The sequence below is a fragment of the Algoriphagus marinus genome (assembly GCF_001936475.1).
GTDB lineage: Bacteria > Bacteroidota > Bacteroidia > Cytophagales > Cyclobacteriaceae > Algoriphagus > Algoriphagus marinus.
Genome location: NZ_MSPQ01000007.1, coordinates 292254 through 318562 on the forward strand (window position 1 = coordinate 292254; position 26309 = coordinate 318562).

General features: G+C 41.8%; 22 protein-coding genes and 1 tRNA gene. 14 read left to right on the forward strand and 9 right to left on the reverse strand.

Translation table 11 applies throughout. From position 1 onward, the window contains the following. Window positions 1–12 precede the first annotated feature (12 nt). The 5 genes from BVC88_RS13340 (at window position 13) to msrB (ending at window position 5968) form a co-directional block, all read left to right on the forward strand. Window positions 13–837: an SDR family NAD(P)-dependent oxidoreductase gene (locus tag BVC88_RS13340; RefSeq protein ID WP_075351189.1), complete on the forward strand. Its 825-nt coding sequence runs from the start codon at window positions 13–15 to the stop codon at window positions 835–837. A gap of 38 nt (window positions 838–875) precedes the next feature. Beyond that, entirely contained in the window at window positions 876–1772 is an 897-nt protein-coding gene (locus BVC88_RS13345; RefSeq protein ID WP_075351190.1) for a class I SAM-dependent methyltransferase, read from the forward strand. Between the two features lie 13 nt (window positions 1773–1785). Next, window positions 1786–2961: an aspartate aminotransferase family protein gene (locus BVC88_RS13350; protein ID WP_075351191.1), complete on the forward strand. Its 1176-nt coding sequence runs from the start codon at window positions 1786–1788 to the stop codon at window positions 2959–2961. A gap of 158 nt (window positions 2962–3119) precedes the next feature. Continuing rightward, window positions 3120–5528: a penicillin acylase family protein gene (locus BVC88_RS13355; RefSeq protein ID WP_075351192.1), complete on the forward strand. Its 2409-nt coding sequence runs from the start codon at window positions 3120–3122 to the stop codon at window positions 5526–5528. 26 nt (window positions 5529–5554) lie between these two features. Further along, on the forward strand, window positions 5555–5968 hold the full coding sequence (gene msrB, locus BVC88_RS13360) for a peptide-methionine (R)-S-oxide reductase MsrB (RefSeq protein WP_075351229.1): 414 nt from the start codon (window positions 5555–5557) through the stop codon (window positions 5966–5968). A gap of 71 nt (window positions 5969–6039) precedes the next feature. On the opposite strand, the gene BVC88_RS13365 is transcribed toward msrB, so the two are convergent. The 4 genes from BVC88_RS13365 to BVC88_RS13380 form a co-directional block, all read right to left on the reverse strand. Beyond that, complete coding sequence (locus BVC88_RS13365) at window positions 6040–6600, reverse strand: 1-acyl-sn-glycerol-3-phosphate acyltransferase (RefSeq protein ID WP_075351193.1); 561 nt, start codon at window positions 6598–6600, stop codon at window positions 6040–6042. Further along, window positions 6597–7400 (reverse strand): patatin-like phospholipase family protein, encoded by an 804-nt coding sequence (locus BVC88_RS13370; RefSeq protein ID WP_075351194.1) that lies wholly within the window; start codon window positions 7398–7400, stop codon window positions 6597–6599. The genes BVC88_RS13365 and BVC88_RS13370 overlap by 4 nt, the downstream gene beginning before the upstream one ends. Window positions 7401–7470: 70 nt before the next feature. After that, window positions 7471–8319: an MBL fold metallo-hydrolase gene (locus tag BVC88_RS13375; RefSeq protein ID WP_075351195.1), complete on the reverse strand. Its 849-nt coding sequence runs from the start codon at window positions 8317–8319 to the stop codon at window positions 7471–7473. Window positions 8320–8363: 44 nt separating this feature from the next. After that, complete coding sequence (locus BVC88_RS13380; RefSeq protein WP_075351196.1) at window positions 8364–9311, reverse strand: acetyl-CoA carboxylase carboxyltransferase subunit alpha; 948 nt, start codon at window positions 9309–9311, stop codon at window positions 8364–8366. Window positions 9312–9553: 242 nt separating this feature from the next. Between BVC88_RS13380 and BVC88_RS13385 the strand changes: the two genes are divergently transcribed. After that, window positions 9554–9627, forward strand: a tRNA-Asp gene (locus BVC88_RS13385). A 257-nt stretch (window positions 9628–9884) separates the two neighbouring features. Here the strand turns inward: BVC88_RS13385 and galE are convergent. From galE to BVC88_RS13400, 3 genes are all read right to left on the reverse strand, one after another. Continuing rightward, entirely contained in the window at window positions 9885–10892 is a 1008-nt protein-coding gene (gene galE, locus BVC88_RS13390; RefSeq protein WP_075351197.1) for a UDP-glucose 4-epimerase GalE, read from the reverse strand. A 70-nt stretch (window positions 10893–10962) separates the two neighbouring features. Continuing rightward, complete coding sequence (locus BVC88_RS13395) at window positions 10963–14085, reverse strand: PKD domain-containing protein (protein ID WP_075351198.1); 3123 nt, start codon at window positions 14083–14085, stop codon at window positions 10963–10965. A gap of 26 nt (window positions 14086–14111) precedes the next feature. Next, on the reverse strand, window positions 14112–17231 hold the full coding sequence (locus BVC88_RS13400; protein WP_075351199.1) for a PKD domain-containing protein: 3120 nt from the start codon (window positions 17229–17231) through the stop codon (window positions 14112–14114). Window positions 17232–17382: 151 nt separating this feature from the next. Here BVC88_RS13400 and BVC88_RS13405 point away from each other — a divergent pair, with 151 nt between their 5' ends. The 4 genes from BVC88_RS13405 (at window position 17383) to BVC88_RS13420 (ending at window position 22076) form a co-directional block, all read left to right on the forward strand. After that, window positions 17383–19002 carry an ABC-F family ATP-binding cassette domain-containing protein gene (locus BVC88_RS13405; RefSeq protein WP_075351200.1) on the forward strand — a complete coding sequence of 540 codons (1620 nt, stop codon included), beginning with the start codon at window positions 17383–17385 and terminating at the stop codon, window positions 19000–19002. Between the two features lie 11 nt (window positions 19003–19013). Next, window positions 19014–20399, forward strand: coding sequence for a sodium:solute symporter family protein (locus BVC88_RS13410; protein ID WP_075351201.1), 1386 nt, complete (start codon window positions 19014–19016; stop codon window positions 20397–20399). Next, window positions 20396–21577, forward strand: coding sequence for a class I SAM-dependent rRNA methyltransferase (locus tag BVC88_RS13415; RefSeq protein WP_075351202.1), 1182 nt, complete (start codon window positions 20396–20398; stop codon window positions 21575–21577). Before BVC88_RS13410 ends, BVC88_RS13415 begins: the two co-directional genes overlap by 4 nt. A 67-nt stretch (window positions 21578–21644) precedes the next feature. Beyond that, window positions 21645–22076, forward strand: a complete 432-nt coding sequence (locus BVC88_RS13420) for a hypothetical protein (RefSeq protein WP_075351203.1) — start codon at window positions 21645–21647, stop codon at window positions 22074–22076. Window positions 22077–22551: 475 nt separating this feature from the next. Here BVC88_RS13420 and BVC88_RS13425 read toward each other — a convergent pair whose 3' ends face one another. Beyond that, window positions 22552–24138: an NAD(P)/FAD-dependent oxidoreductase gene (locus BVC88_RS13425; protein WP_075351204.1), complete on the reverse strand. Its 1587-nt coding sequence runs from the start codon at window positions 24136–24138 to the stop codon at window positions 22552–22554. Window positions 24139–24362: 224 nt separating this feature from the next. After that, the gene (locus tag BVC88_RS13430; RefSeq protein WP_075351205.1) at window positions 24363–24671 is read right to left on the reverse strand and encodes a hypothetical protein; all 309 of its coding nucleotides are present in this window, start codon (window positions 24669–24671) and stop codon (window positions 24363–24365) included. A gap of 3 nt (window positions 24672–24674) precedes the next feature. On the opposite strand from BVC88_RS13430, the gene BVC88_RS21175 reads away from it, so the two are divergent. The 4 genes from BVC88_RS21175 (at window position 24675) to BVC88_RS21355 (ending at window position 26168) form a co-directional block, all read left to right on the forward strand. Then, complete coding sequence (locus tag BVC88_RS21175; protein WP_139316572.1) at window positions 24675–24899, forward strand: hypothetical protein; 225 nt, start codon at window positions 24675–24677, stop codon at window positions 24897–24899. 223 nt (window positions 24900–25122) lie between these two features. Next, window positions 25123–25395, forward strand: a complete 273-nt coding sequence (locus BVC88_RS13440) for a hypothetical protein (protein ID WP_139316573.1) — start codon at window positions 25123–25125, stop codon at window positions 25393–25395. 24 nt (window positions 25396–25419) lie between these two features. Further along, window positions 25420–25692, forward strand: a complete 273-nt coding sequence (locus tag BVC88_RS21180) for a hypothetical protein (RefSeq protein ID WP_139316574.1) — start codon at window positions 25420–25422, stop codon at window positions 25690–25692. A gap of 320 nt (window positions 25693–26012) precedes the next feature. Continuing rightward, window positions 26013–26168: a hypothetical protein gene (locus BVC88_RS21355; protein WP_175574419.1), complete on the forward strand. Its 156-nt coding sequence runs from the start codon at window positions 26013–26015 to the stop codon at window positions 26166–26168. The last annotated feature ends 141 nt before the right edge of the window (window positions 26169–26309 follow it).

The window sequence follows — 26309 nt, forward strand, 5'->3', positions numbered from 1 at the left end:
GAATATTCAAACATGATCGTAATATTAACTGGCAGTACTTCAGGAATTGGGTGGGAAACCCTGAAAGGTCTCTATCCTCAAGCTGATCAATTTATCCTACCTGTAAGAAATATAGCTAAGGCAAATTCGCTTTTCCTTCAACTCCCAGACACAAAAAAAATCCATCTATTCGAAATGGATCTTGAAGATTTAGCTTCAATTCAGAAAGCCAGTGATAAAATTAAAATAGCTTTCCCCAAAATCGACCTGATGATCAACAATGCAGGAGGAATGTTTCCCTCTGGAGCAAAGACCATAGATGGGCTAGATCAAACATTCCAAGTCAACCATCTGGGACATGTTCTTCTAATCAAAAATCTGCTGGAAAATTTGATCGAAGCAAAAGGAAAAATCATTCAGGTAAGCTCCATGGCTCATCATATAGGCTCATTTAATTTGAAGGATTTAGGGCTTGCAAAGGTTAAAAACGCATGGCTAGCTTATGGCTCTGCAAAGCTATATAATATATTGACAAGCAATTATTTGGATAATGAATTTAAAGAAAAAGGATTAAGTGCCTATTCCCTTCATCCCGGAGCAGTAAAGACAAATTTCGGCTCAACTTCCGGAGCTTTTGACAAGGTGATGATCGAGGTAAGTAAACTGTTTTTCATATCCCCAAAAGCCGGAGCTCAGACGACCCTATTTCTTTCACTCACACCAAAGGAGCAATTAATCTATGGTGCCTACTACGATAAGAAAAAACCAAAAAGCAAATCAAAAAATGCTTCAAACAAAGCCTATGCTACTAAGCTTTGGGAATATAGTTTGGAGCTACTTGAGCAAATGGGTTACTGATATTTCCCTACTTTTGCATACCCATTACATCAGCAATTATGCAAGAAACAATCCTATCCCTTTGTCCAGGCCCTTGGAATGACTATGAATTGATAGACACCGGAGGATTTGAAAAATTAGAGCGATTTGGAAATTTCATTCTCAGTCGACCTGAACCTCAAGCGATTTGGGATAAAAGTCTCCCGGAGAGTGAATGGAAGCGAATGGCGCATGCACATTTTGCTAAAGAAAAAAGCAATCCCGAGAAAGGTCAATGGGAGCAATTCCAGAAAATGCCCCATAATTGGACTTTGTCCTATGAAAATGCAGATGGCCTGAAATTGAAGCTCAATCTGGCACAGACTTCATTCAAACATATTGGTCTTTTTCCAGAGCAAGCCGTAAACTGGGACTACCTCTACAAAAAGATAAAAGAGAGTCCGATCAAAAACCCAAAAGTTCTCAATCTCTTTGCATATACCGGCGCAGCATCTGTAGCAGCTAAAGCAGCTGGAGCCGATGTCACTCATCTTGACTCTGTGAAGCAAGTGGTGACTTGGTCCCGACATAATATGGAGTCTTCTGGACTGGACGGAATCCGTTGGATGGTGGATGATGCCATGAAATTCATCAAAAGGGAAGCGAGAAGGGGGAATAAATATCATGGAATCATCCTGGATCCACCAGCATATGGTCGTGGGCCAGAAGGTGAAAAGTGGGTTCTAGAGGAGCAAATTAACGAAATGCTCAAAGTGTGTGCAGAGATCCTGGAACCAAAAGATCATTTCCTGCTGCTCAATATGTATTCGTTAAGCTTTTCCTCCTTGATTGCAGCTAATCTTATCAATACAAATTTTAAAGACGTCCAAAATGCAGAGCACGGCGAATTGTATCTTCAGGATAACCATTCCAAAAAGCTCCCTTTAGGAATTTTCTTCCGATTTTCGAGCTATTGAATCTAATTCAAGAATGAATAACAGACAACTTTTTTTATCCCATTTAGCCCAGACAACAGATTTTCCATTGATGATCGAAGTGGAAAAGGCAGAAGGTATTTACCTTTTTGGCCCGAATGGGGAAAAGTATATCGATTTGATTTCCGGAATTGGAGTCAGTAATGTTGGACACTGCCACCCCAAAGTGCTCACAGCAATTCATACTCAACTAGACAAATACCTGCATCTGATGGTTTATGGGGAGTATGTCCAAACACCTCAGACTTTGCTTGCCAAAGCTTTAACCGATACACTTCCTCAGCAACTGGATAATGTCTATCTAGTCAATAGTGGCTCAGAAGCGATCGAAGGTGCGTTGAAACTGGCCAAACGATACACAGGAAGGCCCAATTTGATTTCCTGCGTTGATGCTTATCATGGAAGTTCCGCAGGTTCACTCAGTGTAGGAGGAAACGAAATTTTCAAAAGGGCATATCGTCCTTTACTTCCTGGGATTACACATATCCATTACGGCAGTTTTTCTGATTTAAAAAAAATCGATTCAAATACTGCTGCTGTAGTGATCGAGACCATACAAGGTGAAGCAGGGATTCGAGTAGCTTGTACCGAATATTTCAAAGCCTTGCGAAAGCGGTGTGATGAAACCGGAACATTATTGATCCTCGATGAAATTCAGGCTGGATTTGGTAGAACAGGAAAGTTCTGGGCATTCGAGCATTTTGATATTATCCCAGATATCCTGGTTTGTGCCAAAGGAATGGGGGGTGGAATGCCAATTGGTGCATTCATAGCTAATAAAGAGGTGATGGCGGTATTCAAAAATAATCCTCTTCTAGGCCATATAACCACATTTGGTGGTCATCCGGTAAGCGCTGCAGCATCATTGGCTACTATACAGATTCTTTTGGAAGAAAATTTAATCGACCAAGTAGAAGCCAAAGCCACACTCTTTAAAAGCCTTTTAGTCCATCCTAAAATCAAGGCCATCCGAAATAAAGGGTTGATGATGGCGGTAGAATTTGAATCCTTCGAAGTGCTCAAACCAATTATTGATCGGGCAATTGAATCAGGAGTAATTACGGACTGGTTTTTATTCTGTGACGATTCCATGCGCATTGCGCCTCCATTGATCATCACAGATGCAGAAATACGGGAAGCCTGTAGGATAATTTTGGAAGCGATCGATTAACAGCTCAGGATTTTTTCTAATTTCCATTTCAAAACTAACTTTCATATTCTTTTCTCAAATCCAGTTTCCTTCAAATGAAATCGAGTATGACGAAAGCGAAAAAAATGGGATGTCCCGAAAGCTTTCGGGATGACAATTGAAGAGAAAATTATAAACACATGAAAAAAATAGGAATAATCATTGGCTCACTAATCCTACTGATTTTGGTAGGTCTCTTGGCGTTCATTTACCTCCATTCTCCTCAGTACAAAGGAGAATTAAATCTTGAAGGACTCAATTCAGAAGTTGAAGTTCTTTTTGACGAATTTGGTGTCCCTCATATTTATGCAGAAAATGAAGAAGATGCATATCAGGCTTTGGGCTATGTACATGCGCAGGATAGATTATTCCAGTTAGAAATGATGCGAAGGGTCGGAACAGGATCTTTAGCTGAATTGCTTGGTCCGGATTTGGTAGAAATAGATAAATTTTTCCGAACACTAGGGATTCCGAATCACGCTAAAGAAAGCACTACTGATTGGAATAATCAACCTAATTCTCCCTGGAAATCTGCCACTGAAGCCTATATAAAAGGCGTTAACCAGTTTATTCAAGAAGGGAAGCTCCCAGTAGAATATACCCTTCTCGGAGCCACACCAAGGGAATTTACCGTCAACGATGTTCACGGCATCATGGGTTACATGTCCTTTACTTTTGCAATGGGAGTGAAAACTGATCCATTGATCAGCAAAATGGCAAGGGAGCTAGCTCCGGAATATTTGGAAGTGCTATCGCTTCAAACTTTACCGAACCATTATTTCATTCCAAATCACTATCCTGATTCATTAGCAAATGAGGTTTCTGTAGAAAATTCACTCATTTCAATGCTTGGGAAATTGCCTGTTCCCGCACTGGAAGGATCTAATTCCTGGGTGATTGCCGGATCCAAAACCAAAAGTGGTAAAGTGCTTTTTCTGAATGATACCCATATTGGATTTTCCTCTCCTTCGGTTTGGTACGAAGCTCATATAGAATATCCCGGCTATAGCTATTATGGCAATCATTTGGCGGGGATGCCTTTTGGCTTGGTGGGACATTCAAAGAATCACAGCATAGGTTTGACCATGTTTGAAAATGACGATCAGGATTTCTTCGAAATCAAAACAAACCCTAGCAACTCAAATTCTTATCTCATCGGTGATGTCTCCTACCCTTTCCAATCTCGTACCGAAACCATAAAAGTAAAAGGTGAGGCTGACCAAACTCTTGAAATCAGATCTACCATTCACGGTCCCATTTTAAACGATGTGGTGCCCGAAATTTCAGCCTTGACCTCAAACCCAGTAGCTTCTTGGTGGGTTTATACCCTACAGCCAACTCAGGCTTTGGAAGCTACTTATAAATTCAATCATGCAGAATCAATGCAGGAAGTGGCTGATGCGGCTTCGCTTATTCATGCACCCGGACTTAATATTATGTATGGTGACAGCTCCGGGAATATCGCTTGGTGGGCTGCAGCAAAACTTCCGATTCGCTCTGAAAAAATTCATTCGAAGATATTTGCCGATGGATCTGATAACGAGACTTTGCCAAAAGGCTGGTATCCTTTCACTGACAATCCTCAAAGCGTAAACCCATCCAATGGCTATGTCATTTCCGCAAATAATCAGCCGGACACTATGAAAAATGGCGTCTTGTTTCCGGGATATTATTACCCTGGAGATCGCTATCAGCGGATTGCAACCACTTTAGAAACCAGAAATGACTGGGACATGGAATCCATTAAATCACTCCAATTGGAAACTGTCAATACCAAACATCCAAAAAATGCCAAGCAACTGATCCAAGCTGTGAATCCAGCTGAATTTGAAAATTACCAGGAAATCCTTGAGCGACTGGGTAATTGGGATGGAGATCATAATTTGAAGGACATTGAACCAACGCTCTATTACAAATGGCTCTATCACACCCTTAGATTGAGTATGGAAGATGAACTCGGTGAGTCTGCTTTTTCCACTTATTTGGAGACCTTTCTGATGATCCGAAGCACAGAAAACTTCTTGACTTCCGAACAAAATCCTTGGTGGGACAATACCGAAACGCCTGAAATTGAATCTAAATCCATGATTGTTTCTTTAGCGCTTGCCCAAAGCTTGGAAGAATTGAATACTCAATTAGGATCAAACTGGAAGGATTGGAATTGGGAGAAAGCTATCATTTCTGAGCATCCACATCCGCTGGGTTCTCAAAAGCCTCTGGATAAAATTTTCAATGTCAAAACCGAACCTTTGAAAGCCAATGCAGAAGGGATAAATAAATTAGCTTTCAAACTCAACGGTGGTGGCATTTATAAAGTCACTTCCGGTCCGGCCATGCGAATCATTTTGGATTTTGAAGATGTGGAGAAATCTATCTCTGTTCTGCCTACTGGTCAAAGTGGAAATCGCTTTAGCAAACACTACCGTGACCAGGCAAAAATGTATGTGAAAGGAAGGTACCGATCGCAACTGATGAACAGAAACGATATCCTGAATAATAGCGGAGATCCTCTAATTTTAAAACCTCTTGAAACATCAAAAGCGAATTGAGGGTTATCAAACCAAATAGTAAGACTATGAAAAAAGAAAAGAAAGTCTATCCGGTTCAGGTAAATGAGGAAGAACTCAAAGCAAAACTTGATCCTCAATCCTATCATGTATTGCGTGAAAAAGGAACAGAAAGACCTTTTTCAGGTGAGTACTACCTAAATAAGGATACTGGAATCTACGAATGCAAAGTATGTGGAAATGAAATCTTTCATTCGGATAAAAAATATGATTCAGGTTGTGGTTGGCCAAGTTTCACAGAACCGGTTCGGCCAGAGGCAATTGATGTCCATATGGACTATTCACATTTTATGGTTCGGGAGGAAATCCTTTGTGGTAAATGCGGGTCTCATTTAGGCCATAGATTTCCTGATGGCCCCAAAGACCAAGGAGGAATTCGGTATTGCATCAACTCTGTAAGTTTGGATTTCAAAGACAAATAAAGGTTATGTCTATAAAAAAGGTCCTGAATCGCATGATTCAGGACCTTTTTCACTTTAAGGGAAAATTCTATTTAAATAATTCCTTTCTCGGGATGTCTTCCTGTAACGGTTCGACCAAAAGCTTTTAGCTCTTCAATCTGCGCATCCATATTTCCATCTGGATATAAATGTGGTCCGATTCCGGCTTTCTTCTTTTTATAATCCAAAAAGCCAACCACAATAGGAACACCCGCGCCTTCTGCGATATGATAAAAACCTGTTTTCCATTTTTTAACAGGACTTCGGGTTCCTTCAGGCGTCACCATGATCACAAGGTCTTCGCGCTCTTTCAGCATCCCGATCATAGCCTCAGTATAGGTTTGCTTTCTTCCTCCAGGAATTCGCTTTCGATCGATCGCTATCGCTCCAAGACCAGAGAGTATCCAACCCAGTGGCCCCACCATAGCCTCCTTCTTAATTGTGAATCTCACAGGAATATCCATAAGGAAAAAGGCTGCGCGGGCATAGAGCAAATCCCAGTTTGAAGTGTGGGGAATTGCAATTAAAACAGCATTTTTAACACCTTTTGGCCATTCTCCAACCAACTCCCAACCTGTAATCCAAAATAAAAATTTTGATAAAGCCTTCATCATACCTTTTCTGCTTTTTGCTTCTTAGCACCTAAATCCAATAATTCCGGATTTTCTTCAATCATTTTCATAGTTTCCTCGTATCCAGCCTGAAACAGTTCCGGTGCCTTTTTGATATCAAAAACACCGTATTTTCCCAAACCTGGTGCCTCAATAAAATAATCGCACTTATCCTTGCGGCTATAGACATTGTAATTCATCGCCATGATCACCGACCGCTCGATCAGATTTTTCATGTTACGGATATTACTTTCTTCTGGAAGTTGGTTGCAATTAACACCAATTACGTAATCACAAAACCCTTCTAGTGGCTCAACAGGCAAATTATTCAATATTCCTCCATCGACGAAATACCTATTCCCAATCACTATAGGATCAAACATCCCGGGAATGCAGGAAGATGCCATGATAGGTTTGATGAGTTCTCCTTCGGAAAAATATTTCACTTTTCCCCGTTTAATATCTGTTGCAGCTACTGTGAGAGGGGTTTTCAGCTTCGAAAAATCGTTATGATCCAGGTAAATTTTAAAGAGACTTTCCATGGCGTCCATTTTCAAAATTCCTGTAAGGGAAATTGCAGGTCGCATAAACTTGAAGTAATTCGTCTCCACGATAATTTTCAAAATCTCCTCCGGGGTATAGCCTTGGCAATACATTGCTCCTACAATGGCACCTGCGGAAGTGCCGGAGATCTTTGTTGGAGTTATTCCAACTTCCACAAGGGCTTTTAAAACTCCCAGGTGTGAAATCCCACGGACCCCACCACCTGACAATGCGATTCCTATTTTCAACTTAGATTTCATGTGTTTATAATTTTATTTTCAATTGTCACATGGAATCTCGCAGCATTTAATCACCCCAGTGTGTGACTTTTTAGTCATGCTCGATTTCATCCAGTCTAAATGTTTGATCTAATCTTACTCCTCTATCTGTCATCTTTACCGTGCAGCACTCATTTACTCCGTCGTGCTCCAGGAATAAAATGTATTCTTCCCGAGCAGCTTCTTCAAGAAACTTTCCCTTTTCGTCCATTGTCAACAAAGGCCTAGTATCATATCCCATCACGTAAGGCAATGGAATGTGACCAACTGAAGGAAGTAAATCAGCCATGAATACAATAGTTTTCCCTTTGTATTGAATCTTTGGAAGCATCTGCTTGTCGGTGTGACCATCTACTGTGATGTAATCAAATCCAGGAAGGAAAGTCTTTGAATTCAGGTCAAGAAACTCCAATTGTCCAATTTCCTGCATTGGAAGTATGTTTTCGCTCAGAAAAGAGGCCTTCTCGCGTGGATTAGGAACAGTTGCCCATTGCCAGTGGTCCCGATTACTCCAGTAAGTGGCTCTTGGGAATGTAAGTTCAAATTGCCCGTGAGAACCATACTTTACTCCTCCTCCACAGTGGTCAAAATGCAGGTGTGTAAGAAAGTTATCAGTGATCATTGTAGGACTTACTCCAATCTTTCTAAGGCTTTTTTCCAAGGAATCATCTCCGTGTAGGTAATAATGGGAGAAGAATTTTGCATCCTGCTTATCCCCGATTCCATTGTCAATCAAAATGATCCGATTTCCATCCACTACTAGCAGAGATCGCATCGCCCAGGTACAAAGGTTATTTTCATCTGCAGGATTTGTTCGGGACCAAAGTGATTTAGGGACTACCCCAAACATGGCACCTCCATCCAATTTGAAAAATCCGGTATTGACTACATGTAATTCCATAGGCTAAAAGAAAAATCCCGGACTTAAATAAGTCCGGGTTTAAATTATTCAACAACTACGCCCATGGCGCAGAATTTATCAATTCTTTGTTCGATTCGCTTCTCAGGTTTAACTTTATCCAGTTCTTTTAGAGACTGGATAATTGTCTCCTTAATGGTATTTGCCATCCACTTCATATTGCGATGAGCTCCTCCAAGCGGTTCCGGAATAATATTATCTATCAGACCATTCCCCTTCATATCCATTGCAGTCAACTTCAAAGCTTCAGCTGCCTGTTCTTTGTAATCCCAAGATCTCCAAAGAATAGAGGAACATGACTCTGGCGAAATCACAGAATACCAAGTGTTTTCCAACATAAATACCCGATCTCCAATTGCTATTCCCAAAGCACCACCTGATGCTCCTTCTCCAATAATAATGCAGATCACAGGTACCTTTAGCATAAACATCTCTTTGAGATTTCTGGCAATTGCTTCGCCCTGTCCTCTTTCCTCAGCTTCCAATCCAGGAAAAGCACCGGGAGTATCGATCAGCGTGATTATTGGCTTACCAAATTTCTCGGCCATTTTCATCAATCGAAGGGCCTTACGATAACCTTCAGGATTCGCCATACCGAAGTTGCGCTCTTGCCGCTGCTTGGTATTTCTTCCTTTTTGCTGACCAATAAACATCACTGATCTTCCATCAATGTCGCCTAGACCACCAATCATGGCTTTATCGTCTTTGACGTTTCTATCGCCGTGGAGCTCTACAAAATCATTGGTGATCTCATAGATGTAATCCAAGGCATAAGGGCGGTCGGCATGACGAGAAAGCTGGACACGCTGCCATCTAGTAAGATTTTGAAATGTTTCTTTCTTCAAGGCTAAGATTTTTTCTTCTAGGGACTCAATATCTGAACGTAAATCAATGTTTCGCCCTTTGGCCAAATCCTTCATTTCTAGAAGTTTTTGCTCTAAATCGGCTATAGGTTTTTCGAATTCTAATACCATATCGGTGATTTTTGAAAGATACAAAGATAAGCATTATCCCTTTGAGAAAAACCCTTCCGTGTAAATGGGGGCTAATTCGCTACTTTAAAAATTATTTCCCTGAATAAGAATCAGATAACTATTCTTGTCAAAAAATATTAGAGCAATGTGTTGCGGAAAATAACGAAATACCTACCTTTGCATCACTTCAAACGAGAAGGACATCTGAAAAGATCAAAACAGGGTAAAGCCTTTAAAATATTGGAGTGGTAGTTCAGCTGGTTAGAATGCCTGCCTGTCACGCAGGAGGTCGCGGGTTCGAGTCCCGTCCATTCCGCTTAAAGCCTTAGAGAAATCTAAGGCTTTTTTGTTTTCTGCCTATTTCGAAAGGACAGATATTTTTTTTTTAGAGCCACGAGGGCACAAAGACACAAAGTTTTTTTAGGGATAAATTAAAGATTTTACTATTCAATCCCGAGTAATTCGTTTTTAGAATCTTTTAGGTGATCTGCGCACTTGATGAAAAAAATCAAAAAGAAAGGCCGCTTCAAAATTGAGACAGCCTTCTTAATTTATTTCTAAAGCGTTGAGAACTTACAATCCCTTCTGCCAATTCCAGCTGTCACGCATGGAATCTTCTAGTGTTTTAGAAGGTTTCCAGCCTAAAACTGAATTGATTTTTTTAGTATCCGCCCAGATTTTAACCACATCACCTGCTCGTCTTGGGCCGATTTCATAGTTCAACTTGAGGTCATTTACTCTTTCAAAGGTATGGATCACTTCTAAAACCGTGTTCCCGTTTCCAGTACCAACATTGAAGACGTCATAAAAACCTGAAGGCTTATCATTCAAATAAGTAAATGCCTTCACGTGAGCATCCGCTAAATCCATCACGTGGATAAAGTCTCTTACACAAGAACCATCAGGGGTATCATAGTCATCTCCAAAAACAGTGAGTTTCTCACGAATTCCAGCAGCAGTTTGGGTGATAAAGGGAACCAGATTATTTGGCTTTCCTATTGGCAACTCTCCTATTTTCCCGCTTGGATGTGCTCCAACAGGATTAAAATAACGTAGTGCAATAACTCGAATTCCAGCCTTACTTTTTACATAATCTACAAGGATATCCTCGCAAATCTTTTTGGTGTTTCCATAGGGACTTTCCGCATCCTTTCTTGGAGTTGATTCAGTCACAGGTAGTACATCCGGCTGACCATAAACTGTACAGGAGGAAGAAAAGACTAAATCTGAAATACTATTCTCTTTCATAAAATCCAGAAGAACCAGTAGCGAACCTATGTTATTGCTATAGTATTTCAGAGGCTGTTCTGTACTCTCTCCTACTGCTTTGAATGCCGCAAAGTGAATCACTCCGCTGATCTTATGATCCTTACTGATTTGATCTAAAATAGATCTGTCATTGCAGTCTCCCTTGTAAAAAGTCAATTTTCTTTCTAAAATCTCCTCTAAGCGATCCAGTACTTTTTCATTTGAATTAGAAAGATCATCCAAAATGATTGGTTCCAATCCTGCCTTTACCAATTCAACTGCTGTATGGGAACCAATGTATCCGGCGCCACCGGTGATTAATATTTTATTCATAATTTTTAAAAATTTTCGTCGGTAAATCTATCCAAAAGCAGCTAGATGCCCAATTATTTTAGATGAAGTATTACCGAATCAAGGTGAACGAACCCATTTTATCGTCTACAACAATTCCTGCATCTGTGTTATACTCATATTCCAGCTTGAAACTGTAAACCCCCTGAAGCATTTCTGTACCCTGAAAAAGCCCATCCCAACCTTCACTTCCGGAATGAACAAGTTGACCCCAACGATCGTAAATCATCATCTTGTAAGTAATCGGACAAGATGATATTGGGATATAATTACCATCGCCCGGGATAAACCCAGTAGGCATTCTGACCTGCGGAACAGCTTTCGATACTATTCCCTTTCCTCTTACCTCACATCCGTTTGAATCGGTCACAATTACTGAATAATTACCTGAGGAAAGTTGCTCAAGAGTAGCAAATGACCCTCCCGTTTCCCAAAGGAAATTATAAGGAGGATTGCCTCCATTTGGAATTACCGTCAACGCCCCACTCAAGTCTCCTGGACAGCCGGGACTTTCTTGAACAAAACGGAGTTCCAGTGGCTCTGGGGATATCAATGTTTCACTGAAGGAAGCAATACAGCCTCTTGAATCCTGAATTTCCAATTCAATCTCCCCTGCCGGCAAATCTGTAATAGTCAAAACACCGTTAGCCCAAGTGCTATTCTGACCAATGACCAGAAAAGGCGCAGTGCCCCCTGAAATATTCAAAGCAATCTCTCCTGATGATTCTCCAAAACAGTAAGGATAAGTAAGCGATGCCAGAGCAATAGAAATGGGCTGAGGATCGATTATTTCAATGGCTAATTTCTCTATTCCACATCCCGATAGATCTATCAATTCCACCTCATAAATTCCGGCAGAAAGCCCCAAAGCTTCGTCTTCATTCAATAGTGGATCATGCGACCAGTTGAATTTAAAATCACCTGAGCCTCCTGTAATATTTAATTTAATTGATCCATCTGATTCCCCTGGGCAAGAAGGATTTATCTCCTCATCAACACCAAGGACTGCCGGGTCAAAACTCCCTACTTCCAAAACTTCCGAAACCCCAAAACATGCTGCATTCGAAGCACTTGCTTCCTCAAAAAAGATTCTTCGATCGGTCTCCAAAACATCCCAAAGGACTAGAACCTCGGTAGTTCCTTGACCTGAAATTAACTCACCTCCAAATACTGACCAAGTATAAACTTTCCCTGCAGATGGGAAATTTACTTTGTAGGAAAGCGGATCAGTTTGTACTCCACAAATCCCCTGCTGACCTGCTGGTTTTTCAGGCTGAATGGTATCGGTTATTTCAATTTCCAATTCCAAAACAGCCCCATAACAACCATTGGGAGCAACAGGAATCGCCTGAACCTTCGCTGCCGGATTTGCAGCTCCCCACTTGATTGTAATTGTAGAATCAGTTTCCGATATCACTTGCCCCCCATCAACAGTCCAAATGGCAGTTTCGAAATTTGTTCTATCCTCAAGAGTATAAGTAAATTCATCGGAATCGGGACATACTGAAGTGGGTCCAATAAGAGTAGCTCCCACCTTTTCCACTTTCACTTCGAAAGTAAATGTCTGCTCACTGCCACATTTTCCATCACCTGAAGAAGCCAATACACTCACTTCGAAGGTTCCCTCGGATGTAAATGTATGAGCCACTTCCTGACCTGACTGAGCTGCTGAATTATCTCCAAAGTCCCAGGTGAAAATCGAAAATTTAGGATCATCAGGGATGATTTTCCAGAGTCCCTCCTGATCAAGACAGGCAACCTTTTCACCTTCTACCTCAAAATCATAGGTGGTTTCAGTCTCGTATTGAATACTTTCCAAACTTGACCCTATTGCAAAAGCATAGGATTCGATCGAGCCTGAGCCATAGGCGTATCCCAAAAACCCTTCCGGATTGCTTACAGAATTAACCCCCTTGTTTATCGTAACTCGTGCAAACTCAAAATCAGCCCCCGGAACCTCCGCAAATGCATAGCCCACTGGTATTCCATTGACCAAGGTTTGATCTCCGGTGCCTTTTGGTACTATTATCTCCAAATAATGTACAATATCCTGGTTAAATGACCCTATTAGTTTACCTGCAGAAAAAGTGATGGATTTTAATCGTTGATTATTTGGACTAAGTGTAAATATGGAAGGATCCCCTAATGGAGCGACACCAAACTCATTACATGCAGCGCTTTTGGCTATCACTGCAACAGTAGAAGGCTTGGAAGTTTCAATCGATGCGACCTCATTCTTTCCAAATTCGAGCTTCAAAAACTTTCCAGCATTCAAGGTCCCTACAGTTTGTCCATTGACCCGAACCGATGTACCATTTTGCGAAGCAAGAACCTTCACAATCTCTCCTGAAGTCCTACCTTCCAATGGGATATGAATAAAAGATTTCCCCCAGGATTCTAAGGGATATGCCTGCTGAAACATATGATCTCCACTGGTTCCGCATGTTCCTGCACTCGTTGTTTTATTTCCTCCAAATACCGCTACAACCTTACAATCAGTCAAATCCGAATTCACTACTTTAACCCGAGAACCTGTCAAATCTCCATTCGCTTTTACCTGATAGCTTTCCCCTTCATTTAAAGTAATACGGATTGTAGACCCTGCTGGAATTGTATTCACAGTAGGTGCAGAAGGTGTAATTTCTATCTGAGTATCATTTTCGATAGCCATTACCAGTAAAGTACTTTCGAAGTTCTCATTACTTCCAGGATCCTGACCAGGACCAAAAACATCAAAATGAGCCGTCGCTAAATATTCCTTCCCCAAAGATGTGACTGGAAGGACAACCGTACCATCCGAACTATACTCTCGCCCATTAACTGCATGGACTACCAAATCACCGGAAGAAGTGATTTTTAATCTTCTATAGCTTACTTCACCTGATTGCCTGTGGATTAGACCTTCGTCATTCCCATCAAATTCTTTTATTAATTGCTGACCTGCCTCGAGTGAAAAAGGAATGGATTGCTTAGGAGTTGAGATGATTCCAGCCGCCTTTTCATTAGCGGTGATGATTATTATTGCTTTGTCTGGTTGAGTGTTCCGTCGATTATTATCCATGAAACCTACGTAAAACTCCCTTCCAACGGTATTTCGCTGCGCAAATCCATTTTCAGTACTCGACATCACGAGTAACAAAATCAGGACTTTAAAAATCAGCGACTTAAATTTCATTTCCTTTCGACCTCCTCAATCCAAATTTATCTGATCAATGTAAATGTTCCCCTCTTTTCCACCACCTCGATTTTATCTTCCAAAGGAAAGGAATAACTCATATAATAAGAGTAAGACCCGGTTGGAACATCTTTGCCGTCAAGAGTACCGTCCCAGCCGGAAATACCTGCATAAATTAGCTGTCCCCATCGGTTGTAGATGGATAACTCGAAATTGATCTCACAGTTTGATACGCCTTGAAAAACACCCTCATTGGGATCAAAGCCTGTTGGCATTCGCATTTTTGGAGCTTCCTCAGTGACAATGCCCTCACCCAAGCTTACGCAACCACTTCCATCTAACACCGAAACATTGTAATTTCCTTTAGGAACTCCAGTCAATTCATTGCTCGATGCATTTTGATTATCCCAAGTATAAATATAAGGTGCTTGCCCTCCTGAGGGAAAGGCGAATAATTCACCGTTGCTTCCACCGGGACAGGCCGACTTTTGTAGCCTGACCTCCACCTCTAAAGCTGGTGGCGAAGTAACTTCAAAAGAAACCGGAATTTTGCAGCCATTGGAATCAAGAACTTCCCATTCGTAATTTCCCTGTGGGATATCAGAAAGCAAGAGCTGATCAGTAAAGGTGTTTATTCCATTGAAATCTAACTGATAAGGTGCCGTTCCTCCTATCACCTGAAGATCAACCTGACCATCTGCTTTTCCAAAGCAGGATGCAGCAGTTGGAGTGACAGCCAACAACTGCAAGGGAAGTGGTTCCACTATTTCAAGATTATCCAAAACCCGGATACAGCCTTTTTGATCAATCACCTGAACAGAATAAGTTCCTGATAGAAGGTTTATGGCCTTCTGAGCTTTTACATTTGAATCATGAGACCAGGTAATTTCAAAAGGTCCTACCCCGCCATTAATCTCCAGTTCTATCTCACCGGAGGCATTTCCCGAACAGCCAATCGGACTCAATTGAGCCAATTTAACCTCGAACAAATCATTGACTGATACTTCCAGAATTTCAGAAACTCCCTCGCATAGTTGATCTACCAAGCTAAATGTCTTGTAACTGACCTCACCAATAATTCCTGGCTGATCCCAACTTACTTCCACAACAGGTTGATCTCCACCGGAAATAATTTGTCCACCAACAACCGTCCATTCATAGCCTCTGCCGGATGAGGAATTTGGGGCTTCATAGAATTGTGAAACTGCAGGATCAAAACAAATCTCCGTTTCTCCGATAGGTATAACCGCTTCGATTCTACGGTTAATAACTACCTCTAACACTATTGCCTCACCTGGACATCCATTTTCAGTAAATGGAGTAGCGATTACCTTAGCATTGTCATTTGCCGGCCCCCAATTCACAAGTACCGAATCCTGGTACCTTTCGATGATTAATCCACCCTCAACTTCAAAAAATACACTGTCCACATTTAACTTCTCGCCCAACTTATATACCATTTCCTCCACATCAGGACAAACAGAAGTTTGACCTATCAGCTCAGCAGTACTTTCTAAAACGGTCACATCAAATGTCACTTCTTCTTGCTGATCACAGGTATCCGGACTCAAAGAGGCCGAAACAACTACTTCATATTCTCCGGGTTCGGTATAGGTATGGGATACCGTCATCCCTACAACGGGATCTGAGCCATCCCCAAAATCCCAGACAAAATAGGTGAAATCCGGATTGTCCGGATTAATAGTCCAGTCTCCGGTTTGATTTAGACATGCAATATTTTCACCATCTACTTCAAATTCATAGGCCGCCTGAGTCTCAAAATTCAAATTATCCAAAGCTGCTCCCACCGCAAAGCCATAGGATTCCAAAAACCCAAATCCATAAACATATGCCGTAAATCCCTCCCGATTAGTCAACTGATGAACTCCCTGCGAAATACTAATTCGTGCATAAGAATAATTGGGATCACCAGGAACAGAATTAAAGAGAGCGCCTTGGTTGGCACCATCCAAAATGGTGAAATTCTCGGTACCAGCTTTAACTACAACATTTACATAATGCGCGACTATAGATTCTAAATTCAGGGCATTGAATCGAATTTCTTTCAATAGCTGCTCCACCGGACTATAGGTAATCATAAATGGATCTCCATTTTCATAGTTTGGAGCAGTGATCTCATTGCATTCCTGACTTTTTGCAAAAACGCTGACTGAGGCAGGCTTACTGGTATTAATCTTGGCGGTTTCGTTGATATTAAATTCCAAACTTAAAAACTCACCCGCATCAATTGTCCCACGATTCACCCCACCCACTTCAACCGAAGTTCCATCTTCGGACGCCAAAACTTTTACCAGTTCACCAGAGGTTCGCCCTGAAAGTGCCACGTGAACAAACTGAGTCCCCCAGGTATTCACAGGATAGGCCTGTTGGAAAAGGTTGTCATTTGCAGCACCGCAATTTCCTACCGAGGTCCATTTATTTCCTCCAAAAACAGCTATTCGCTTGCATTCATTCGCATTGTCTCCTATTACTCTGACTCTGGACCCAGTCAAATCCGCTTTGGCTTTGATCTGGTAGCTTTGTCCTCTATTCAGAGTAATTGTAGAAGGAACGTCTGCTTGATTCCCACTCAGGGAACCTACCGAAGTAGTGATTTGAATTTGAGTATTATCCTCAGTAGCCACTATGAGAAGTTGGCTTTCGTCATTGATATTTCCATTGTAAGTCACAGGAGCTGTCAGCGTCTCATAATGAGAGGTAACCAAATAATCCTTTCCAAGGGCACCAATTGGAAGGACAACTGTCCCATCAGCACTTCGGAAACGTTCATTGAATGCATAAACTGAGATTTTGCCGTCAGAGAGAATGTAGATCCCCTTATTGGAGATCACACCTGAATTCCGATGAAGCAGGTCAATTTCTTCAGAAGGCACAATATGGGTGAATTGTTGGCCCTGATTGATGGAAAAATTAACTGTTCTACCCAGGTACTCGATTACACCTGTAGCATTTTCATTGGCAGAAATCACGATCACTGCCTGATCAGGGGCATTGGGAATAATACGGTTATTATCCATGAAACCAACCCAAAATTCCTCCCCAACAGTTGAGAGTTGTGCTTGAACAAGATTGACTTGAAAAAGCAAAAACAACAACACAATAGATCCCCTATAAAATTTTCTCATAAGCCATTAAGCACTCAATATAAACAAAGCCAAAAAAATTTGTTTGTTTTTCACATAAAAGGCTGAGAATTCATTTTCAAAAGCCGAGCGCTAGTCCAAGCTTGAAAAATTAAATTCCTATCTTTGCGCCTCAAAAAAGAAGAAAAAACGAATGATCTCAGTAGATAATCTTTCCCTCAAGTTTGGAAAAAGAACACTTTTTGATGAAGTAAGTCTCAAATTCAATCCTGGAAACTGCTATGGTGTGATTGGCGCCAACGGAGCTGGGAAGTCTACCTTTTTAAAAATCCTTTCCGGAGAAATTGATAGCACCAGCGGTTCGGTGAATATCACTCCCGGTCAACGAATGGCTGTTCTAAGTCAAAATCACTTTGCTTTTGACGAAGTGGAAGTCCTGAAAACAGTGTTGATGGGTCATAAAACCCTTTTTGCCATCATGGATGAAAAGGATAAGATCTATATGAAAGAGGACTTCACGGAAGAAGACGGACTTCGGGCTTCACAGTTGGAGGCTGATTTTGCAGAGATGGATGGCTGGAATGCCGAGTCGGATGCAGCCGCTCTGCTTTCAGGTCTTGGGATCACAGAAGATCTTCACTATCAACCTCTAAAAAACCTTGCCGGAAATCAGAAAGTACGGGTTTTGCTGGCACAAGCTCTTTTTGGAAATCCTGATATCCTGATTCTGGATGAACCTACCAACGACTTGGATGCTGAGACCATTGTTTGGTTGGAAAATTTCCTTTTGGACTTCAAAAATATCGTGATCGTAGTATCTCACGACAGACATTTTCTGGATGCTGTATCTACGCACATCGTGGATATTGACTTCGGTAAAATCAAGATTTATTCCGGTAACTATACCTTCTGGTATGAGTCTTCTCAACTCGCACTGAAGCAGCGATCTGATTCCAACAAAAAAGCAGAAGACAAGCGAAAGGAACTTCAGGCATTTATCGATCGATTCTCTGCCAACGTAGCCAAGTCTAAGCAGGCTACGGCACGTAAGAAGATGATCGAAAAGTTAAATATCGATGAGATTGAGCCGTCGATGCGAAAGTATCCCGGCATTGTATTCAAGCCAGAGCGCGAGGCGGGTGATCAGATCTTTATGACTGAAAATCTGGAATTAAAAGCCGATGGTGTAACCTACTTCACGGATGTAAACCTGATGGTGGATAAGGGTGATAAAATTGCTTTTATCTCTAAAACCAAACAGGCTGTGAATAAATTTTTTCAGGCAATCATGGAAGAAATCCCTACATCAAAAGGGAGTATGAAATGGGGAGTCACGATCAATAAGGCTTATTTGCCAAATGACAACTCAAAATACTTCGAGACTAATTTAAACCTAATCGATTGGTTAAGGCAATACTCTTCTAATCAGGAAGAAGCTTATGTGCGGACTTTCTTGGGTAGAATGCTTTTCACAGGTGAGGAATCTTTCAAAAAATGCTCAGTTCTTTCGGGAGGGGAAAAAGTAAGATGCATGATCTCCAAGATGATGCTCCAAAACCCAAATCTTCTGGTAATGGATGAGCCTACCAATCACCTCGACTTGGAATCCATCACTGCTTTTAACAATGCCATCATAGAATTTCCGGGTACGGTTTTGATGTCCTCTTATGATCATGCCTTTGTGCAGTCTTCTGCGAATCGAATCGTAGAATTCACACCAAATGGTACAATCGATCGAAGAATGCCATATGACGATTACCTTGAGAGTGCAGAAATTAAGGCCATTCGTGAAAAAATGTACGGGAAAAGCTAACCAAAACTGAATTGCTATTAGCCGCCATCGTCGTTTATTTAGTACTGACATTACTGGTTGGAGCATTTGCTTCCAGACTGGTAAAAGGTTCTAATGACTTTGTGCTGGCTGGTAGATCGCTACCGCTTTTCCTTTCGGCCTCTGCCCTATTTGCAACATGGTTTGGATCTGAGACCATTTTTGGAGCATCCTCAATTTATCTCGAGGAAGGACTCCAAGGTGTAATTGAAGATCCTTTTGGTGGAGCGCTCTGTCTGGTTCTATTCGGGATGTTCTTCCTTCGGCCCATGTACAGAATGGGCGTTTTGACCATTGGCGACGTTTTCAAAAAGATTTATGGTAAAAGGATAGAATTTACCGCTACTGTTTTCCTTGTTCCCGTTTACTTTGGATATGTTGCAGCCCAGCTGGTTGCAATGAGTTTGGTATTCGGAGCAGTAACGGATTTAACCTTGATAGAAGGAATCTTACTATCTGCCGGGATCGTAGTTTTCTATACTTTTTTGGGTGGAATGTGGGCGATCTCTATTACCGATTTTATCCAAACTTTGATGATCGTAGTTGGTTTGATAGCTGTCACGGTCATGGTCACTCGGGATGCCGGAGGGGTTGAATTTATTTTGGATAAGGCACCAGAAGGTAGTTTTCAGTTTTTACCCGATGCAGGATTTACGTCTTGGGTAAATTACTTTGGGGCCTGGATCATTTTGGGTTTGGGGAGTATTCCAAGTCAGGATATCTATCAGCGTGTAATGTCTGCCAAATCAGAAAATGTAGCTGTTCGTTCTACTTATTTAGCTGGAGGATTTTATGTGACTTTTGGCTTACTTCCCTTATTTATAGCGCTTGCTGCTCAGGTCATGTATCCGGAGCTTTACCTGGAAAATAAACAAATGCTCCTCCCAGCTATGGTTTTGGCGCACAGCAATCTTCCAATTCAGATCATTTTCTTTGGAGCATTGATATCAGCAATTATGAGTACAGCTAGTTCGGGACTTTTGGCACCTGCGGCTTTGATCTCTGAAAACTTGATTCGTCCACTATTTAAAGGCAAACTTTCCGATGCTCACTTATTGTGGATTCTTCGGATCAATGTTGTTTTGGTTGCTTTAGTCTCAATTTACATGGCATCTCAGGATTCGAATATTTATGAATTAGTGGCGAGTGCCTCTATTTTACTGCTTGTCTCCCTCTTTGCCCCATTGACTGCAGGATTATATTGGAAGAAGGCCTCTCCAGTTGGAGCTGTCTCTTCCATGGTTTTCGGAATGCTTGTTTACCTTTTTGTGGACAGGCTCAACCTTGAAATAAGTTCTCATATTTATGGCCTCTTGGCTAGTATTTTCGCCATGATCATTGGAAGTTTGGCTTTCCCCAGAAATAAATCAATCGTATGAATTATCCCAAAGTCATTCTAAAACGAGGAAAGGAAATCTCCCTAATCCGGAGACATCACTGGGTTTTTTCCGGAGCTATACATCAAATGCCTGCTGACATGGAAAACGGTCAACTGGTAGAAGTCCGATCTTCATCAGACAAATTCCTAGGAATTGGTCACTTTTCACAAGGTTCGATCATGGTTCGAATTATTTCATTTGAGGAGCGGGCAATCGATCAAGACTTTTGGGATGAAAAGATTCAGGCTGCTTTCCAGCTTCGCAAAGCTTTGGGACTCGTGGACAGCAAGCATACGAATGTCTTTCGACTAATCCACGGAGAAGGAGATTTACTCCCTGGATTGATCGTAGATTATTACAATGGCACAGCCGTGATTCAAGCCCATCATGTTGGAATGCATAGCCATGTGAAGGAAATTGCTCAAGCCATCAAAAATAGCTTTGGAGAAAAGCTGGCAGGGGTTTTTGACAAAAGTTCTGAAACCCTTCCGAAAAATCTTGGCCCCATTCCTAATGAATGGATTCTTGGAGCGGCTCAGACAGATCTGGTACAGGAGCATGGAAGCAACTATAAAATCGACTGGGACAAAGGTCAGAAAACCGGTTTTTTCATCGATCAGCGGGAAAACCGAAAATTATTGGGAGCATATTCCGAAGGAAAGAAAGTCCTGAATACTTTTTGCTATTCCGGTGGATTTTCCGTTCAGGCGCTTAGAGACGGAGCCGCTGAAGTTCATTCGGTGGATATTTCATCCAAAGCCATTGAACTGACAGAAGAGAATATTTCCCTGAACTCAGATATCATTGGGAAACATGAATCCAAAGTGGCTGACGTGGTCAAGTACATTCGGGAAATCGGAGATGATTATGATGTGATCGTACTAGATCCTCCGGCTTTTGCGAAGAATCAAAAAGCTAGACATAATGCAGTGCAGGCCTATAAAAGATTAAATGCTGAGGCCTTGAAAAAAATTAAATCAGGAGGAATTCTGTTTACATTCTCCTGTAGCCAAGTCGTGGACAAAGGCTTATTCACGCATACGGTAACTGCGGCAGGATTAGAAAGTGGAAGAAAGGTAAAAGTGCTCCATCAGCTTTCCCAACCTGCGGACCATCCCATCAATTTATTTCACCCTGAAACAGAATATTTAAAGGGATTAGTTCTTTATGTGGAATAATTCAAACAAAAAACAAAAGAATCTATTCTCTTTCTAGTTAATTTCGAACACTCAAAAAAATTATAATATGTACACTGGTTTACAACACTTACATTCTGGAATCGCTTATTTGGCTCTTTTAGCATTGGTAATCGTTATCGTTTTGATGCTTATTGGAGCGCTTTCGGGAAGAGAGTTTTCCGAAAAGGACAGGAAGATCGCTATGATTGCTTTCATTATCTGTCATATACAGTTATTGGTCGGCTTGATTTTATATGTCGTCAGTCCACTTGGCTTAGAGTTGCTTACCGGAGGAGGAGCAATGTCTGATCCTGTAGCGAGACTTACAGCTTTGGAGCATCCATTGATCAACATAATCGCTATTGTGGTTATATCAATCGGTTATATCCGAGCTAAGAAAATGACTGTCTCGAGAAGCAAGTTCAGAAGCATCTACATGATGTATGCGATTGGACTTTTATTGATTCTTTCCCGTATCCCTTGGGCAAATTGGCTTTAAGAGTGGATTGTGGTCCGTACTACTGAAAACTGATAACTGCTCTACTTTATGGTCTTTTTGATCTCAAAGTAGAGCTTTTTGTTTCCTTATATTTTTTCGATTCCAACCTCCCGGTCTATTCTTCAAATGGAATAAAGATTCTGGTGGGAAAAAAGTTTGTGGAGACAGCAGCCTAGTAAAGGAATTATTTCGGTTTGTGGAGACACAAACCGATGCGAGTCAAAGATATAAACCGAGGCAAGAACTGTAAAACCTTCGAGGTTAATTCCGATTTTTATCGGAAAACTCAAAGGTTAAAAGCACCAACTGCCATCTGTAATACTGCCAACTGCCTACTGCAAACTGCCTACTGCCCACTGCCCACTGCAAACTGCTCCTTACTGGATATAAAACCTTCGAGGTCGAAAAAAGACCTCAAAGGTTTAAAGTACCAACTGCAAACTGTAACACTGCAAACTGCCTACTGTAATACTGCCTACAGCCCCCTGTTAATATACTTTGCAATCAAATACTCGGCGCAGCGCTCTCCATCCATAGCTGCTGAAACAATACCTCCAGCATAGCCAGCTCCTTCTCCGCATGGATAAAGTCCTTTGATTTCAGTATGCTCAAATGATTCCCGGTCTCTGGGAATTCGTACCGGAGATGAAGTCCTGCTTTCCAATCCTATTAATTGTGCCTCATTTGTGAGGTAGCCTTTCATTTTCTGTCCAAAGACTTTGAAGGCAAATGCCATTCGATGGGAAATGAATTCCGGCAGGAACTCTCGCATTTCCACTGACTTCAAGCCAGGCTGATAGGAAGTATCCAAAAGTGAATTACTTACTTTCTTATTCACAAAATCAACCATGAGCTGAGCGGGTGCAGTTTGCGTCTGACCCCCTGCAACCCATGCTTTTCGCTCGATTTCTGCCTGGAAATGCATTGCTGCCAAGGGTCCAAATTTCCTGAATTCCGGTAAATCCTCCAACTCTACAGCTACCACCATTCCTGAATTGGCAAACCTGCTATCTCTACGACTTGGACTCATGCCATTGACAACCAACTCTCCCGGCGCAGTAGCAGCAGGAACAATAAATCCACCTGGACACATACAGAAGCTGAATACTCCCCTTTGTTTCCCTTTGTAATCTGCTTGCTGAACCAAGGAATAAGAAGATGCCGGCAAATATGGTCCTCTATCTACCTCACAGTGATATTGTATTCGATCGATCAAATTCTGACTGTGTTCAATCCGCACACCTAAGGCAAAGGGTTTCGCTTCAATGAGAATTTGTTTCTGATGAAGCAGTTCAAAAATGTCTCTGGCAGAATGTCCTGTCGCAAGGATTACTCCCTTTCCTTTAAAAGTATCACCCAAGAGGGTTTTTACCCCAACGATCTGATCCCTATCAAGTATAAAATCAATGACTCTGGTTTCAAAATGAATTTCTCCTCCATGGTCCAAGATCGTCTGCCGTAAATCGGCTACAAGTTTTGGGAGTTTGTTAGTACCAATATGAGGGTGTGCATCTACCAGAATTTCCTCTGTAGCTCCATGAGCGACCAAAATCTCCATAATCCTACGGATATCTCCACGCTTTTTTGATCGGGTGTACAACTTCCCATCTGAATAGGTTCCTGCCCCTCCCTCTCCAAAGCAGTAGTTGGAATCAGGGTTTACGATATGCTCCTTATTGATTGCGGCAAGATCTCTACGTCTTGCTCTTACATCCTTACCTCGCTCAATCAGGATTGGCTTCACTCCCAATTCTATGGCCCTAAGTGCAGCGAATAATCCAGCTGGACCTGCACCGACAATGATAATTTGATCTGAATTGGAAACATTTCCATAAGTAGGGTGATGATCCAGAAGAGGAGATGGGGTTTCTTTAATAAAAAGTTCTGCTTGAACGTTCACCTTTATAGCTTTACCTCGGGCATCTATTGACCTACGGGTTTGCCTCGCATAGGCTTCTTGTTCGTCTAGAGGTAATCCAGCCTTTTTTAACAGGGTGGACTTAAACAGCTCAGGATCATAAGCCTCTTCAGGGCTTAATTGCAGGGTAAATTCTTTTTTCATGGTAAGGTGTTTATCCTTAAAACATGGCAAAGGTAAGAAGAAGTATCAAGTATCTAGATGTTAGTATCAAGATGTTAGTATCAAGAATCAAGACGCAAGTATCAAGACATAGATACAGTGATTAATTTTCAGAAAAGCTTTATTAAAAAGGGTACTACCACGAATTTAATGTAGTTGGTGGGAGGTTTTTGGTTGGAAAAATAAAAAACATTCTTTGGGATATTTTAGGAAAATACAGCGCTAAGACTCTCTGTTATATCCTTTGGCTTTTCTGTAGGGAAAAAAATTAGCTCAGCGAAGCCTGTATTTTTCTTTAATATTTTTTTGTTGAAAAATCCGTTTCCATCCTCCCGCACGGGCCTTCCTTTTCCAAAGGTAAATCCTGCGCGGGAGACCAATAATCTTATTTCTTTCAACCCCGGGTTTCGTACCTCACCCGGGGCTATTGATGGTTTGACCACTACGTGGTCATTCTCAACTGTATGATTTAAAGCTTCAATCAAATTCCACCTCCAGAGCGGAATTTCACTCATAGAATGTCTCAACCGAAGGTTTCTGAAACCCATCATCCTTATGGCGCGGTGGGAGGACATGGAAGCGGGCCGGCGGTGGCCTGTGGGGAGAAGCATTTCCATATTTGGTGCCACCCGCATACCTGGCTCTTCGCTATAAATGCCCACTGGGCATTTACTTCTCGCTCAGCCCTTCTTTTGGGCCAAGCCAAAAGAACGAAGAATAGGCTAGTAATGGTCTCAGCATAATGTCGTCGTCATTTCAAAACGGAATATTTTTGATCCAAAATCAAATGATATTTGGTGAAATCAAGGAATGAAAAAATCCGTTTCCATCCTCCCGCACGGGACTTTCTTTTCCAAAGGTGAATCCTGCGCGGGAGACCAATAATCTTATTTCTTTCAACCCCGGGTTTCGTACCTCACCCGGGGCTATTGATGGTTTGACCACTACGTGGTCATTCTCAACTGTATGATTTGGAGCTCCAATCAAATTCCACCTCTAGAGCGGAATTTCACTCATAGAATGTCTCAACCGAAGGTTTCTGCAATACATCATCCTTATGGCGCGGTGGGTGGACATGGAAGCGGGCCGGCGGTGGCATGTGGGGAGAAGCTTTTCCATATTTGGCGCCACTCGCATAACTGGCTCTTCGCTATAAATGCCCACTGGGCATTTACTTCTCGCTCAGCCCTTCTTTTGGGCCAAGCCAAAAGAACGAAGAATAGGCTAGTGATGGTTTAATCAATCGTGGTCATTCTCAACTTTATGATTTGGAGCTCCAATCAAATTCCACCTCCAGAGCAGAATTTCACTCATAGAATGTCTCAACCGAAGGTTTCTAAAACCCATCATCCTTATGGCGCGGTGGGTGGAAATGGAAGCGGGCCGGCGGTGGCATGTCGGGAGAAGCATTTCCATATTTGGTGCCACCCGCATACCTGGCTCTTCGCTATAAATGCCCACTGGGCATTTACTTCTCGCTCAGCCCTTCTTTTGGGCCAAGCCAAAAGAACGAAGAATAGGCTATTAATGGTTTAACCAACCGTGGTCATTCTCACCTGTATGATTTAAAGCTCCAATCAAATTTCACCTCCAGAGAAGAATTTCACTCATAGAATGTCTCAACCGAAGGTTACTGCAATATATCATCCTTAAGGCGCGGTGGGTGGACATGGAAGCGGGCCGGCGGTGGCCTGTGGGGAGAAGCTTTTCCATGTCTTGGATTTTTTGTTCTTTTGGGCCAAGCCAAAAGAACAAACAACAGGATATTAATAGTTTAACCAACCGTGGTCATTCTCAACTGTATGATTTAAAGCTTCAATCAAATTTCACCTCTAGAGCGGAATTTCACTCATAGAATGTCTCAACCGAAGGTTTCTGAAACCCATCATCCTTATGGCGCGGTGGGAGGACATGGAAGCGGGCCGGCGGTGGCCTGTGGGGAGAAGCTTTTCCATGTCTTGGATTTTTGGTTCTTTTGGGCCAAGCCAAAAGAACAAAGAATAGCCCATTAATGGTTTAATCAATCGTGGTCATTCTCAACTGTATGATTTGGAGCTCCAATCAAATTTCACCTCTAGAGCGGAATTTCACTCATAGAATGTCTCAACCGAAGGTTTCTGAAACCCATCATCCTTATGGCGCGGTGGGTGGAC

Bases quoted from the DNA above. Each gene is read 5' to 3' on its own strand.
- BVC88_RS13340 (WP_075351189.1), top strand. From the start codon at position 13: ATGATCGTAATATTAACTGGCAGTACTTCAGGAATTGGGTGGGAAACC.
- BVC88_RS13345 (WP_075351190.1), top strand. From the start codon at position 876: ATGCAAGAAACAATCCTATCCCTTTGTCCAGGCCCTTGGAATGACTAT.
- BVC88_RS13350 (WP_075351191.1), top strand. From the start codon at position 1,786: ATGAATAACAGACAACTTTTTTTATCCCATTTAGCCCAGACAACAGAT.
- BVC88_RS13355 (WP_075351192.1), top strand. From the start codon at position 3,120: ATGAAAAAAATAGGAATAATCATTGGCTCACTAATCCTACTGATTTTG.
- msrB (WP_075351229.1), top strand. From the start codon at position 5,555: ATGAAAAAAGAAAAGAAAGTCTATCCGGTTCAGGTAAATGAGGAAGAA.
- BVC88_RS13365 (WP_075351193.1), bottom strand. From the start codon at position 6,600: ATGATGAAGGCTTTATCAAAATTTTTATTTTGGATTACAGGTTGGGAG.
- BVC88_RS13370 (WP_075351194.1), bottom strand. From the start codon at position 7,400: ATGAAATCTAAGTTGAAAATAGGAATCGCATTGTCAGGTGGTGGGGTC.
- BVC88_RS13375 (WP_075351195.1), bottom strand. From the start codon at position 8,319: ATGGAATTACATGTAGTCAATACCGGATTTTTCAAATTGGATGGAGGT.
- BVC88_RS13380 (WP_075351196.1), bottom strand. From the start codon at position 9,311: ATGGTATTAGAATTCGAAAAACCTATAGCCGATTTAGAGCAAAAACTT.
- galE (WP_075351197.1), bottom strand. From the start codon at position 10,892: ATGAATAAAATATTAATCACCGGTGGCGCCGGATACATTGGTTCCCAT.
- BVC88_RS13395 (WP_075351198.1), bottom strand. From the start codon at position 14,085: ATGAAATTTAAGTCGCTGATTTTTAAAGTCCTGATTTTGTTACTCGTG.
- BVC88_RS13400 (WP_075351199.1), bottom strand. From the start codon at position 17,231: ATGAGAAAATTTTATAGGGGATCTATTGTGTTGTTGTTTTTGCTTTTT.
- BVC88_RS13405 (WP_075351200.1), top strand. From the start codon at position 17,383: ATGATCTCAGTAGATAATCTTTCCCTCAAGTTTGGAAAAAGAACACTT.
- BVC88_RS13415 (WP_075351202.1), top strand. From the start codon at position 20,396: ATGAATTATCCCAAAGTCATTCTAAAACGAGGAAAGGAAATCTCCCTA.
- BVC88_RS13420 (WP_075351203.1), top strand. From the start codon at position 21,645: ATGTACACTGGTTTACAACACTTACATTCTGGAATCGCTTATTTGGCT.
- BVC88_RS13425 (WP_075351204.1), bottom strand. From the start codon at position 24,138: ATGAAAAAAGAATTTACCCTGCAATTAAGCCCTGAAGAGGCTTATGAT.
- BVC88_RS13430 (WP_075351205.1), bottom strand. From the start codon at position 24,671: ATGAGTGAAATTCCGCTCTGGAGGTGGAATTTGATTGAAGCTTTAAAT.
- BVC88_RS21175 (WP_139316572.1), top strand. From the start codon at position 24,675: ATGTCTCAACCGAAGGTTTCTGAAACCCATCATCCTTATGGCGCGGTG.
- BVC88_RS13440 (WP_139316573.1), top strand. From the start codon at position 25,123: ATGATTTGGAGCTCCAATCAAATTCCACCTCTAGAGCGGAATTTCACT.
- BVC88_RS21180 (WP_139316574.1), top strand. From the start codon at position 25,420: ATGATTTGGAGCTCCAATCAAATTCCACCTCCAGAGCAGAATTTCACT.
- BVC88_RS21355 (WP_175574419.1), top strand. From the start codon at position 26,013: ATGTCTCAACCGAAGGTTTCTGAAACCCATCATCCTTATGGCGCGGTG.